Source organism: Fibrobacter sp. UWB15, assembly GCF_900177705.1.
Classification (GTDB): domain Bacteria; phylum Fibrobacterota; class Fibrobacteria; order Fibrobacterales; family Fibrobacteraceae; genus Fibrobacter.
Window position 1 is genome coordinate 68,501 of sequence record NZ_FXBA01000002.1, and the last position, 15,255, is coordinate 83,755.

Sequence of the window (15,255 nt, forward strand, 5' to 3'; positions counted from 1 at the left end):
CTTACGAATGGCTCTTGATGATTTCTTCGACCTTCGCGCGAAGGGCTTGCAAGTCAACCGGCTTGTTGAAGGTTGCCGCGGCATCAAAATGCTGGGCAGTCATCAGGTAGTCTTCGGCAGAGGTACGGCCACCGCCGCTCACGGCGATAGTGCGGTCACTCATGTTCAAACGGCGCAAGTCCAAAATCACTTCGTAACCATCGACGTCCGGCATAATAATGTCGGTAATGATTACGTCATAGGTCTTATTCTGGTAAAGAGTCTTGGCTTCTTTACCGTTCTTAGCCGTTTCTACATTGTAGCCCTTGATTTCAAGAGCGGACTTGAGCATCAAATTAAATTGCTCGTCGTCATCAATAATCAGGATCGTAGGCACTAGCCCTCCTTCGTTTCAGTTTCCATTGGCCAATATAGATAAAATGTAGTTCCTTCACCCAATGTTGTCTGCACCGTAAAGTAGGCATTTCCCTCTTTTAACAGCCTTAAGGCCGAAGAAAGACCTAGTCCTAAGCCTTCGCCAGGGGCCTTTGTGGTAAAAAACGGTGCAAAAATTCGTTCCAAGGTACCCGAATCCATACCCGTACCCGTATCTGAAATTTCAAACTTGGCATAGGCACCGGCAGGAACCGGCGGAGCATAGGGAGTCACTAGTTGGGATTCCAGGATTTCAGGATAAAGTTTAAATGTCAACGATCCGCCTGTCTGCTTCATGGCAAACAAAGCGTTATTCGCGAGGTTACTGATAATGCGGTCGAGAGACGCCACAATACCGCGAATTTTCAGGCTCTTGTCCAGTTCCTCGCTATGCACCTTCACGTTAGGCGGCAAGGTCAACGAAATCTTTCGGACCACGTCTTCGATAATCATGTAAGGCGAGAAAACAATGGCAGGAGTTGCGGCATTCGCATTGCCGCGAATGGCGCTCAGCAATTCGTTGAGCGAATCCTTGGCGCGGTTTGACGCCTTCAATGCTTCTGACACAAAAGAGAGCAACTGCGTCTTTTGATCTTCGATTTTTTCGAGTCCAAGCAATTCCTTCGTGAGTTCCAAGAACCCTAACTGGGCGCCAAGAATATTGTTGTAGTCATGAGCGAACGCGCCGCAAATGGTACCCAGTTCTTCAAGTCGCGAATGAATGAACTTCTGTTCACGCAACATGTTACGTTCGTATTCGAGCCTGCGCTGTTCGGTCATGTCCACCTTAAGGCACAACGTCTTGTAAGGGGCCTTGCCCTGCTGGATAATCGGGATGTACATGTTGTCGAAGGTCTGTACCAGTTCGCCCATACCCGTAAGGCGGTTCGCTTCGTCCTGGGAAATTTCGACGCCGTCTTTATCTTCGAAAGAGGTGTAGACTTTCGCTTCGCCCTTCTCACGGGCTTCTTTTTCGTAGATAGAAATATCTTCGTTATTGTCTCGGGCACCTTCGCGCGAGCCGCGCTTGGCTAGGTCCAGCTGGTTCTGCTTCTGGTAAACGCCCAGTTCACTCTTGTACCACACTCTAAAGGGCAGCGCGTTAATCAAGGTGTTCAGCACGTTTTCTTTTTCCGCCTTGATAGACGCTTCCTTGTTCAAACGATCCTGATAGCGCACCAGGTCATGAGTGTATTCCACATACTGTTCGTTCAGCGTTTTCAGGTTCTGCTGCAGCAACAAAGTCTTGGACTGGTCCATGAAAAAGGCGATGTTGACGACCGTCATGAGAGTCTGTCTGCACTTGAACAGGTAAATCTTCATGACGTGAGTTTCGCCGTTAATATTCATGCGGACATCGCTGTAAACCGATTCCTTGAAAAATTCGAGGTTCGGCGGCAAAACGTTCTTGATGGATTTTTCACACAAACTAATAGAAGACTGTCCCAAAAGTTTGGAGGCTCCATGGTTCACCGCCTTGATTCGTCCGGCATCATCGTAGTAGATGATACCGTCTTCAATCTTGGTAATCAACTTTTGCAAGAACCAGAAGGCGCCCATGTCCCTAAACCTTGCAGACGTGTAATACTGGCCGCAAAGCAGCGCCAGGAACAGCGTCAAGAACTGGTGCCAAACAATAAACTGGAACCCGCCATGCCAGGCGCCGAATTCCTTGATTACAGGAATGAGAAAATCAAAAAGAACCGCCACAATCAAGCACAGGGTAAAGGTACCGGCCATGTAGGCTCCCGTATGCCGCACCGTTTGGTCTAGCGAATTAAGGGAGCCCTGCAACAACTGGTAAATCACAATCAAGCAAGGCGGCAAGAAGAACAGCACATAGACAACGGTAAATGTCTTGAAAATCGGCATTCTTTCAAAGGGGTGGAAACCGAACAAGTCAAACTCGGGCACCACATCGGGGCAAAGCACGAACACGGTGGTTAAGGCGACAATCACAATCACGCCCACATAAGCAGACAATGCCTTGAAGATTGTGCGGCGGCTATACAGCACTATTTCGCACATGTCGTAAACGGCAACGCCTACACGCACCCAGCACAAGGCCTGCAACCCAAAGACCAGCTGGCGGCCAATATAGCGGCCAGATAGATCAGGCTCCATGGGTCCGTAAAAGAAGAGGATGCCCAGAATACTGCAAGCGTTCCAGGCAATATTTGCAAGCACCATCATACGCAAAGGTTTCGGCAGGCGGCGTACCGTCATCTTGCGTTCTAGCAACACGGGGTAATAAAAGGATACAATAAGGGCTAGCACCGAAAGTACCAAAAGGTACGGAGAATCGGAAAACAAGCTCTCTGCCATTTTATTTTACCCGTCTTATACCAAATGTGGACGTTTTCTCGTAGGAGTCCTTGCCGCTGAACTTGTCGGCAGCCTGAACCCGTTCATTGGGAACGAACAGCGTTTCCAATTGCAATTTATAAATATAGGCGCCCGTGGCAACAGCCTTACCCTGTTCGGACTGGATTCCGACATCGGTATTTGCCCATTCTACGTAGAAAATGACCTTACCCGACGAAGAAAGGTAATCGGCAGAGGCTACACTGTACTTGTTCGACACTCGGTTCACGTAGCTGCCCAGATTCGAATAGATGGGCATGTCGACCTTGACGCGCAAGCTGTCCCAAGCGGCGGGCTCGCCACCCACGGAGCCGCGGGGTACCGACATTTCGATTTTCCAGATAGCGCCCTGAATGCTTGTCGTGTCGATACCGTTTGCCACCACCTGGCCCTTGCTAATCATGTCCAGCTTGTGCGAATTGGGGTTCTGCACATACAGGCGCATGTTGTCCTTGAAGGGCACCTGGGAGCGCAAGACACCGCCCGAGTTGGACACATTCTGCAGCATGGTCACCTTGAACTTGACCTTCGGATTGCCGCTGCTGGTAATCGGAATCCACGGAGCATCTGTAGCAGGCATGTTGCCCAAGGCATCGCGCAGGGCACTCATTACCTTGGGCTGCAAGCGCACGAAGTCGCCTTCGCTTACGGCCAGCGGATTACCCTCTTCGTAAACAGCAACCATGCTCATCTTGTTAGATGCAATAGACAATGTCTGCACTGAATGCTTGAATACCGCCGTGTCATGGTCAGAAATCTTTTCGCGGTAATACACCAGCGAAGAATCCGCAACACTTACCGGTTCACTCAAGTCAATATCCAGCATATCGAACTTGTCGGACTTGGACGCATCAATGGAGGCCGCCACAATCACCGGGCCCACCAAGTCTTCGCCGAGCACCGAATTCATTTCGTAAGAGGCGCCGGAGCCCAAGTGCTGCGACACAAAGCCAGCGCCTTCCACGCTGCGGCCCTTCAGCGAGCCTTCGTAGGTGCCGCCAGTAATACCGTAGCTGAAGGGTTTAGCCAAATCGATTACCGCCGTCATGCCGTCGGCAGCGTAAGTCGGCACTGTGCCCGCCACCCAAAGCGTTTCAGGAGCCGTGAGGCCAAAGACAATCGAAATGCTATCGGGGTAATGCTTCTGGTCGATGGCGCGGGCGTATTCAATGTAAATGTGTTCGGCGTAGCTATCTTCGTTCAAGTCTGAAACAGACGCATAAGTCATAGGCACTGGAATCAGCTTGAGCGTAATCGGCAGCTTGGGCTGGCCACATCCGGCAGCCACCTCGTTGCCGTTTTTGTCCTTAATGACGCCGTTCGCAAGCAACTGTGCGAACATACCTTCGGTCACAACAGAGTTGCCGTTAGCGTCAAAGCCAACTTCGAATTCCCACAAGTTCATGGATTCGTTATAAATCTGCGTAAACTTGACTGCAGGTGCATCCACGGGCGAAGTACCGTTCACGGCAAACAGCTGCACCGGCCAGTCAGTACCCGGGCTAGAAATCGGTTCGCTGAACTGCATGTACACGCGGTCGCTCTTTGCAGTGTCGAGGCGTTCCAAGACAGCCACCGCCAACAGCGTCGGAGCCATGCCATCTTGATAGAAGTCAGTATGGCTTTCTACCGAGCCGTTCACGTTGGAATTCAGGGTAATGGAGCCGCTGGGATCCGTATTCTTGGCGGTATCCTTGATGTTCGCCTTTACTAAAAGTTCTCTGCCGACAAGGCTAATCACGTCGGTAGAGGTAATGGTGTCGTTACCGTAAACGAAGCTTACCGACTTAAACGACTGATTTTCCTGGTACTCGTTCGAAAGCGAAATCTTGATAGCGTCGGGCACATTGTCGCAGTCCGTATCAATCATCTTGGCGACATCGATAATCGGCCAAGGAGGCGGAGCTTCTACGACTAACTTCGCAGTCGCCATGATATAGTCGAACTGGTTAGATACAGGGCCCGTTGCAAACAACGTCGTAGTCAACGCTTCTTCGGAACTCACGTAGAAGGTCGCCTCGCCGTTCACCAGCTGAATATTGGTGATTGGAATTGTCGCCGTCATGGAACTCCAGAAATGAACGTTGCCGCTAGTGACGCCCAAATCGAGAGTGAGGTTCACCGTATCCATGGGTTCTGCCAAAGTATCCAGCAAGAACACGCGGACAGCGACCCTCTTGGGATTTGCCGGATCCGTCGTCTGGTACGTGCTGTAAACATTCTTGTCGAAAACGAGAATGCGCTTTTCGAGCGGAGTGGTAACGGTATCGATTTCTACGTTGCTACGCACCACGGCACAGGCGCAGTCGTACTTGTTGGCACCCGTATAATCGGACTTGCCCGCCGCATGGTTGTGCCAGCTCACCCATTCCATGTAGTTGTTGCCATAGGCGAGCGTCGTGTCTTTACCGAACACAAAGGAATCGGTACGGAGTCCGTTATCGTAGCTAAAGTTCTGCTTTGTGCCGTTCATTTCAAGGTCATCCAGATTACCCGTCGGAGTCACCTTACTGTAGCCCTTATAAGTCGTCTTGTACTCTTCCCTTTCTACAGAGTAGTACGGGCTCTTGAAGGGTTCCTCGAAATTGAGCGAAACCGTACGATGCACCTGCGGGCCGCTTTCAGGAGTGTCTTCCGGACTATACCCAAATATATGCTTGCCATGGTAATAAACCGGAATGTAAGGGTTTTCCACAAAAGCAGGGAGCGTATCTCCGTTCGGGAACACCTCAAGTTGATCCGTTTCAGAGCCAATAAAGTACGGAGCTTTCGTCAGGTCTACTCCTTCGAACATTTCTGGATCGCTTGCATCCAAATGCGGTCTAAGAGACCAGCCGTTGCCGCTCAGGTCGCCAAAGGAAAATCCATAGTCCCACCTAATCTGGAAAATGATTCGCCCTGAAACATAAAGTTTTTCTTTAATTGTCATGGGCAAATAATACTGTCCGCTAGCATCGGCCTTTTGTTGTCCAAATACAACTAGCGGCGAGTTCCAATCCTCCTGATGCATATCCTTGCCTTTTCCATCAAAAACATGCCTTATGTAGCTAACAGGTGTTCCTGGAACTACATTCGTGTCCAAATACAGGCGAAGTTCAAAGTCCTCAAACTCAAGCGTATCATTATTGTCGATTTCAACAATAAACTCTCTACATTTTTCCCAGCCCATCGCAAGTGTGCATTCAGCTGAATCCTGATAAGCGCTCGGCTTAATCGTAATTACAAGATCCACATACGAGGCTTCGCTTTCGGTAGTAAAGCTGTAGCCCGCGCCGCCGTTATCTTCTGGCGGAGACATTCCCGAAGACACCGTAAAGTAATATGTGGTTCCCGCTTTGAGATTTGTGAGATTTACCTCATGGAACAGCACAGCACCATCAGTCGATGTTTGGGATTCACTCAATGCCGACATCGATGTTCCATATTTCACCACGCCATTAGAGCGGATATCGGTCCACCAGTAAATCTTGGCGCTGCGATTATCTACTTGGCAAATGGTAACGCCACTAATTTTAGGTTTCACATCGGTCATGGTAAACTGGTACCATTGGCCATGATTATCGTCAGAGGAAATATTGTGCTTAGTATCCATGCCCTCCAAGAAGAAGTAATAGGTCTGCCCCATTTCCAAGCCTTCGAGGGTAACTTCACCACCCTTAGACGCCTTGGCTTGTTGCACCGACTTGGCACCCATCTTTTCTGGAGTCGTATTGTAGAAGACCGTCACAAGCGCCATTTCATCGGTATCCCAGCTTACAACTGCAGAAGTTTCTGTAATTGGGGTTCCCTGAACATTGCTAAACAAGGGGCCATCGTTATCGGGCGGCAAAAATTCAGCAAGACGCTGAACAGGTATCAAAAGCTGTGCCGAGAAGTCAATACAAGTTTCCGTTTTAGTATAATCTTCCCAGTAATCTTCCAAGGTCATATCGGGGAAATAGCCCCCCATCAAGGCGCCTCGCGGGCACCTGTATTTGTAAGGCTTTCCGCCTGCATCATAACCATCTGGATTAGAAGTTCGGTTATGCGGGTGGTTTTGGTTCTTGTCGCCTGCACCCATCAAGAAAGAGATATCCCAGGGGTTCGCGCCCAAGGTATAATAAATATTTTCGAGTGCAAGGTTAAAATACGCCTGTTTTTCAGGGCCTTCCGGAAGCACTTCTGAAAGCATGAAGACGGCGTTGGCGGCTCCCATATTGTAACGATTAAGCCCCCACGCTGTAGGGTAAAGAATATCGTACGGAGGAACCGCGTGAATCGTCCCCCATCTATTGTCCCAAATAACCTTATTACCCTTTGTACCGTCAGCAGTCGCGCGCCGCAAGGCGTTTGTTGCACGCTGTATAAGAGTATCGCGTTCCAGTTCCCCCACATTATATGTTAACGCTGTATCCTTATTAGCAAGAATTAGCTTAAGGAACGAAAACAACACGTAGGTATGGACGTTTTCATAGTCGGTCATCCAGCCACCAGGATAAAAACCGCTAATGACTCCCAAGAAACCTCCTCTAAAGAAAGCACCAGCATCGCCAGGTTCATTATTGTTTCCATAATTTACCCTGTTATCATGGATTTTCAAATCCTTGTACAAATCAAACTGGTACGAGGTATCCTTGGTCGCATACCACAAGGCGAGAGCTCCAGCGGCAAGGTCGTCATTCATATTGAATTCACTATCCCCCCCCTTATAAAGGTCTTGTGGGATATGTGATGATTTATAACCAGTTCCAAGAGGAGAATGATATAATGCTACATTCTTATAAATATCCTTGGCCGCTTCCAACAGAGAATCCGCATATATAGGGTCATAAACCTTCCATGCCGCAGAGAAATAAGCCAATGTGGCAGCAAAGGAACCCGCATACGAACCTACCGTATCACTGACATCGCGGTCGGGGCCACCATGTTCGTAAGCCTGAGCATCTTGTCTTTCCGGCTGATCCCAAAAATCATGATCTAATATACTGCCTACGGTGTGCCACATATCATGTTTTTCAATAAGGCCATCCGCTTTCGATGCCTTATAAAGTTTAAAGATGTAATCGGCACCGATTTTGGCTTCCCACAAAATATCAGGAACACCATCGACAATCACTGTATCATCGTAAGATTCACCATAACGGTCTTCGGCCTTGTCCTTATACACAAGGTATGTCGTTATCAAAGCGTAAGCGACATAGCCTAGAGTTTCGGAGGGTTTAAAGTGGTCACCACAATCGTGCCAACCACCCGTCAAGTCATGACCAATAGCCGAACCATCCTTCAAGTGACACGGAGCATGAAAATGAGACTTGGTATTACCACAACGCTGAATACCAAAAAATTTCAGAGCATTTTCTAATATGGCATTAAAAACATAGGGGTTAATATCAAAGGTGGCAGATGTATCATTCCCGACAACAATAAAATATTGTCCCGGCGTGCTAGGAGAAAGGCTCGAAAAATCAGCACGATAAAGTTTTTCGGTTTCCTTGCTGTTTTCACGATTGCCCATATGATACATTACTTTAATGGAATTATATCCACCATAAACCCACATGTTGGGCTTGATTACATTTTCGTCTATCAAGCTTAATGTACCACTCAACGCCTCGGCACCACTATTGGCATCAATCACCTTGAACTTGGTATCCGTAGGGTCAGCTACATAGGCAAACTTCGGGTCTTGCGGCCTAAAGCCCACTTGGTTCACGCGAATCGCTCGACGAGCATTGACGTTAATCGAATCCAGGTAACGGCGATCGTGTACCTTGTCCGTGCGATCGATATCAGGGAGCCTATCTGCCATGGCAAAGTCCACGGCAAACAAGGCGAGCAGCGCCATCAGTTTCAGAACATTTCTCATAGTCTAACTATTCCTCCCACAAATAAATAAAAAAAGAGAATATACCACCCCCTGGTACATTCTCTGAAATTTTTTAATTCTTGGCCCTTCTGAAACCGAAGGTTCTGGTGAAGGTATCCGAATCCTTGAACGTTTCGGTTCGGTCACCTTCGTCAGCCTTCTGTGGCAGGTATTCGCTCTTGGCCTTGGTATTGAACTTCGCTATATAAGGTCCAGTACCAATCTTCTTGCCGTCGGCGCTCTTCGGATAATCTTCCGGTGCACACCATTCCAGATAAAGGGTCAGCGTGCTGCTTGCCGAAATGTATTCCTGGAGCTGCGACGACTTGAAGGAGTATGTCGCCCTGTTCACATAAGAGCCCATGTTGTTGAAGATATCCATTTCAAGATTGACATCGTAATCGCGCTTGGCTTCGCCGAGTTCCGTCTTGTCCAACACATCGGGCAATGCGATTTCGACCATAAAGACCGGGCCGCCATGAACGTAGTTACGAATCGGGGAGCTCAGCACGTCGTGCAGCTTGCTGTTGCCTTCGGCCACCACAACCGTTTCGTTGCTCTTGTTCAAAGTCGTCAAGCGGAAGTTCACATTCGGATCCATCGGGACGCCGCCATAGTAAACCGAGTTCGCGTTCCTGGACTTGGTCACGCCATCCACAGCCGTAATGGTGAACTTGATCTTGGACACAGAACCGGTCACAGGCACCCACGGAGTAGCGTAGCCTGCATACTGGCCAAACAGATCCTTGAAGTAGCTCGTTTCCGGATCAGAGATCAGGCGCACGGAGTCCGCAATCCAAATGGCTTCGTTATACTTGTGCTTGTAGCCAAGCTTTGCCGAAGTGGAGTGCGTCATGTAAGTCAGCGAAAGACTGGGGTTCTGCTTGGGGCTAAAGAACACGCCTGCATTGGCTTCGCGCTTGCGTTCCACCACATAGGCGCCGGTAGGCACGGTATCGAGCGGTTCAGACAGCGTAAGGGTCACGTAGTCCTGAGAACCGTAGGAATCGTCGCCCACATCGAAGCCCTGCCACACCGCGGTCAAAATCACCGGCGGGCACTTGTCCACAACAGGGTAATACTTGTCAAAGAAGCCGCCTTCTGGACCAAGGCGCGGCGTCACGCGGCCATAACCGTCGTAAGAGCCGGTGGTCGAACCGTAGGCAAACGTATTTGCAGGGCCAAGCTTAATGGTAATCACCGAGAACGTATCGGCAACCGTCACAGTCGCAAGAGACGAATCGGCAGCCATCTTGGTTTCTTCGTGGGTACCATATTCAAACGTATGTTCCCATTCGGGCAACATGCTGCGGACTTCGCCCTTCAGGCCCCATTCCACCACAAAGCTGTCGAGCATGTCCTTGTCGCGGAGCTTCTTGGCAAACTTCATGTAGAGTTCGTCGGGGTAGCCGTCGCCTTCGTGGTCACGCATTTCGGCAAGAGTAACAGGTACCGGCCTCGGGGTTTCCGCCACCTTGACCGTCTTACAAATCAGAGTCGGGTCAAGCACGTTCAAGGCCTTGTCGGCCACCTGGTTGCCCTTCACCATGACCGTAGCACCTTCCTTAACGAAAGCGCCATCGGTGTTGCCGGTAATGGCAAACATCCAGCTCTTGCCGTCGTTAGTCGTAGTCGCCTTGCCCACCACGCTAATGGCGGCACCGGTGACGCCGACAATATCCAACGGCCAAGTGCTTGCGGAATTGAGAATCACCGGTTCGGTAAAGGCGATCATCACGGTATCTTCCGGATATTCGCGATTCGGATTTTCAAGAATCGTCACGCTCATTAGCTGCGGCAGAATGCCATCGGAAATTGCCATGCGACTTGCGTTGGTAGCGCCTTCAGCCTTCATGTACACCGTAGACATGCCCGCAGGAGCGGCATTTTCTTCGATACCGAGCGTTGCAGGCAAATCCACCACCACGTCGCTCTGGTCCAGAGCCGAGGCCGGGTCGACCTTGAGCGTCACCGTATCGGCCATGCCGGACAGGTACACGCGAATGCTGTCGAAGCTGTAGTCGCTTGTCAGCGCATTGCTGAATGTCACCACCAGCTTGTCGGCAATGTTGTCGCAGTCGCTATCCTGAGCCAAGACCTTCGTGGGTTCGGGGTACTTGGATTCGGCAAAGAAGCTCTGCTTAGAAACGTCTTCTTCGTCATCGGGGTCAATGTAAATCACCTGGATCGTGTCACCCGCGAAGAACGAAATCTGGGAATTATTTCTTGCTTCCGGAGCAATGGAGGTTGCCGTAATGGCATTTGCACTCTTGAAGCTACCCGGGTTAGAAGCGTCTTCCACCATCTTCACCTTAAGGGTATCGTTCTTCTTGCCGTTGATTACCAGGACTTCGATCGGGGCAGAAGTTCCTGCCTTATCCTTGTCGTTCAGGTAAACATAGAAGCGGGTGTTAGACGGGTCGGCCGGAGATGCCACCGGGTTGCCAGCTTCATTCTTGATGGTGAGGCTAGAGGCCGTGAGGTTGCCGCGAGTGAACTGCACGTAGTAGGTACGGTTAACGAAAGCACAACCGCCGTTTTCGGAACATTCTTCACATTCGGGGTTTGCACCGGCAAAAAGCGTCAAGTCAATCTTGTTGCTACCGATCTTCATCTTCACCGGAATATTGAGCGTCCAGAGGCCGGTCGAGTCAATGGTGCCGTTGCCACTCGTCACGTTGTAATGAGCGATGATTTCGTGATTTTCGTAATCGAGCAAGAAGATTTCGTCACCAATTCGATCAATAACCGTCTTGATTTCGGTACCGTTTGCCCAGATACGGGTAATGTAGCCCTGTTCAGAAATCTGGGCATAACCCTTCACGTACACCGTGCTGCTGGTCTGGTCAATCTGCACGTAAGAATTGTTAGACACATTGAACGGAGCATCAAAGTTCACATCCATCTTGTAATGGGCACGCTTGGTCGACATTTCCTGCGCCGAGGGGCTATACCCCCAAATGAATTCATCTTTACGATAAACCACAATATAAGGATTGACAGGAATTTCACCATCGATATCGCCATAGTCCTTGTCTTCATACGGCATACCATCGTAATCGGCACCATCGTCCAGGAACTTATGCGGAGCCCAGGACCAGTCACCGGTCGTCTTGTCCATGTGCTTCTTTGCAGGCTGGCGAAGTGTTTCGCAAGTCTGGTAATTGTCATTAGAAATACCCGAAGAATAGGTCAAGTCAACACGCAAGCGTGACTGGGACTTGATAATAGACGATCCCAAAGGAACCGGGAAGTAATAGGAATACTTTCCTGTCGTTGCATCGTAAGTGTCATCCAAACGCACAGGCAATGCAGCACGCATCAAGTCGCGGAGTTCGCGGTCATTTTCGCAGGGTTTGTTGAAGCCAGCTTCATCGTAGGCCTGGCAAATATCGGAGTCAATCAAGGTGGCGCATTTTTCAACTTCTTCGGGGAGTGCCGTAAAGTACATTCGAAGCGTCAAGCTATCGAATGGACGCGCCTCGTTGTTATAGATGTTCAGGTTCAGGAATTCAGTGCCACCGAAGTCATACTGATAAGCACGGACACTAAAGTCGTACCAACCCACCGGAGTCGTAAACTTGAGCATTTCTCCCGTCTTTTCGTCAACATTGGTGAACTGACCGTTACTTTCGACCATGTAGTAGTATGTCGTCTTTTCTTTAAGGCCGCCAATCTTTACGTAGTGGAACTTGGTCGGAATGCCCGACACGTCGGCATTGCCTGCCCCACTATTAAAGGCGTATTCAGAAGCGGTAGCATGCGGGACTGTATCCCAATAAATCTTGGATTCGTATTCGCCATTCGGAGTATACCACATGACTTCGGCACTGTCTCCAAACATATTACAGACAGTCACATTCGTAATCTGGGCGCTTTCCACCGTATTGAGAGTGGTAAAGCTGAACGGAGTCTTGGTAGAATCCACCATATACTTGATGGTCAGGTTTTCCGGCACATAGGCATTTTGGCCCACGGCGTAGAAATGGTAGGCAGTACCGGGCTGCAAGCCACGCAAGATAATTTCGTGCTGCACGCCGGCCGCATTGTCGTCCGGAACGGCAGTTTCGGTCATCGAAGCTTCGTCGGTACCGTAGTAAAGGCTTGCCGTACCACGAGTCGAAAGTTTGACCACCACAATGGCAGAGTCCATGCTCACGTGACGGATTTCCACGCTCACGCCCGGGGCAATCGTGCGATCGAACTTGGCGGCAGCAAGCATACCAGAACTCACAAGAGTTGCCGCGGCATCGATACAGGTTTCAGACTTATGGTAGTCTTCCCAGCTCTTGTTGTCGGGAACCATGGAGTTTGTAGCCCCCGGAGTCACGCCACCATAAAGGGCGCCAACAGGCGGGCGGTACTTGTAACCGGCACCCGGCATATTCTTGCCTTCGGGGTTAGCGGCACGATGGTGCGGGTGAGCATCGTTCTTGTCGCCAACGCCCAAAATGTAGGACACATCCCACGGGTTCACGCCCAACAAGTAGTTCAACTGATTAATACCCAGCTGGTGCATTTCATCGGATTTCCAGTCGGGGGTGCCCAAGTTCGGGAGAGCCAAATTCTGTTTTTCAATATCCTTGGCGACGTCGGCATATGCCAAAACTTCAAAGATGTTACCGGCCTGATAACGGTTGTAAATCCAGGTCTGGTCCGTCTGCATCGAGAACCAAATCGGGTCATACTTGACTTCGTTACCCTTCCAGCCGATATCCTGGACCATGTAGTTAGAAGGATCCTTGCGGGGCAAAACGATTGTCGCCGAACCAGCACTCACGTCACTCAAGTTGTGGATCATGCTCATGATACAGTCTTCAATGGCGTTGAGGCGTTCTTCCTTTGTCAAGCCAAATTCATTAATGGCCTTGTTTTCGTCAGCAAGAATCAACTTATAAAGAGCATAGGTCGCATAGGCGTAGGCATTTGCCCAGCTGGTATTCTTGACATTCTTAAGGAAGCCCTTGTTATCTGTCACGAACCAACCACCGTCGAAGCAACCCACGCAGTTTTCCATGAACGACTGCGGAACCGTCGTGCCAAGCGTCTTGGAACGGATAGCGTCGTCACCATACTTCGAATCACCTGTGGCATACCAAAGGGCAACAGAGGCGAGTGCCAAATCATCGAAATATTCGTTGTTGCCGTTGTAGGCCGGAGAAGACCAGCCGGCAGCTTCGGTATTATTCTTATAGGTCTTGCCCTGAGCCATCGATTTTGCAAATTCATACATTTCCTTTGCAACCTTCAAACAGCTGTCAGCAAAAGCCTCATACTTAGGATCCTTATAATCGGAATAAAGCTTACCCACAAGGGCAAGGCCCGCCGCCGTTTCACCACCGATATTTGCACCGATTTCGCCAAGGCGCACGGTACGAGACATAGGACCACCACGGTCCGTCGCTGCAGCAGAACCATCAACAGGAAGCAAGTCGCTATTTTCAGGACGGCCCCACCAACCGTGGTCAGAACCGAAGTTACCCACAGAAAGAGCCATATCGTCAATCACACCCTTGGCACGGACATAGGCACGCAACACATAATCAGCGCCATGCTTTGCTTCGCGCATCATATCCGGGACACCGTCCTTATTCACCGTTTCACCGTGGTTAAAGGCATAGTGGTCTTCGTCGGCATCAGCATTGGTAGCAGCAAGAACGGCGGCAACCATAAAGGCATACATCTGAGTCTGGGATTCCTTCAAGTGGTCACCGCAGTCATAGTAACCACCTTGCAAAGTTCCCGCAAGAGAGGCATTATACTGGTCGCGTACATCAGCAGCACCCGTAACTACAGCACCAGCACCATCTTTCATGTGGCTTGCGGGGTGGAACCAGGAATCACCATCACCACTACGGTTAATGCCGTAGAACTTGAGGGCAGCATCCTTCACCATGGAATACACCTTGTCACTCACAATGAAGGTACTCGAAATATCGTTTCCGACCTTGATGCGCAAACGGGTGTCCGTCGGAACGTTACCAGGAATGTGACCCACCTGAATAATACCGGACTGTCCCGTAATATCCACCTGGTAACGCTTCTGGTCATTCGTAGCCGCATTAGTACCGGCAATGATAGTCCAATCCGAAGAGGTCTGGAAACCGCTACTGACTAAAGAACCTGTCACCTTCGGGTTCAGGGAATTACCGTCAATATCGACCACTTCGAACGTCGTCGCCGTACCCACGTAGTAGAACTGCTTTTCAGGGTCACTTTCCAAGTAACCGGCCTGGTTAATACGAATCGGCGACATACGGTAGTTAATCGCATCCAAATAAGCCTGGTTCAAGGTATCGGGAATCAAGGCGTTCGGTACGTAAGAGGCAGGAGTGCGGTTCCTGGGCACCATATTGTGCTTCTTGGTCACCGTCGTATCGTAATGATCAAAGACAGTCGTATCCCACGTAAGCGGGTAGACCGGGCGAATCAGGTCGTAGGGCGTAGGCTGCTCTTGCTCGGCGGCAAAGGCAAACGAAACAAACGCAGCTATAGTAAGCGCGGCAAACAGATTCTTTTTAACGGGCACAAAAGCCTCCTTTATAATACAGCCAACACGGGTACTGCAGATACCCGTTCCATAAATCCCAAATACACAATTTAAAAATAGATTTAAAAAGCCCGAAACGGAC

At 50.0% G+C, this 15,255-nt stretch carries 4 protein-coding genes; all 4 read right to left on the reverse strand.

Annotated features, from left to right (window positions below; translation table 11 throughout):
• Position 1: 1 nt before the first annotated feature.
• The gene (locus B9Y58_RS05025; protein WP_073056863.1) at positions 2–376 is read right to left on the reverse strand and encodes a response regulator; all 375 of its coding nucleotides are present in this window, start codon (positions 374–376) and stop codon (positions 2–4) included.
• The gene (locus B9Y58_RS05030; RefSeq protein WP_073056866.1) at positions 376–2,739 is read right to left on the reverse strand and encodes an ATP-binding protein; all 2,364 of its coding nucleotides are present in this window, start codon (positions 2,737–2,739) and stop codon (positions 376–378) included. The genes B9Y58_RS05025 and B9Y58_RS05030 overlap by 1 nt, the downstream gene beginning before the upstream one ends.
• 1 nt (position 2,740) lies before the next feature.
• Positions 2,741–8,623, reverse strand: a complete 5,883-nt coding sequence (locus tag B9Y58_RS05035; RefSeq protein WP_073056869.1) for a glycoside hydrolase family 9 protein — start codon at positions 8,621–8,623, stop codon at positions 2,741–2,743.
• A 73-nt stretch (positions 8,624–8,696) separates the two neighbouring features.
• Positions 8,697–15,152 (reverse strand): glycoside hydrolase family 9 protein, encoded by a 6,456-nt coding sequence (locus tag B9Y58_RS05040; RefSeq protein ID WP_073056872.1) that lies wholly within the window; start codon positions 15,150–15,152, stop codon positions 8,697–8,699.
• Positions 15,153–15,255: the final 103 nt, after the last annotated feature.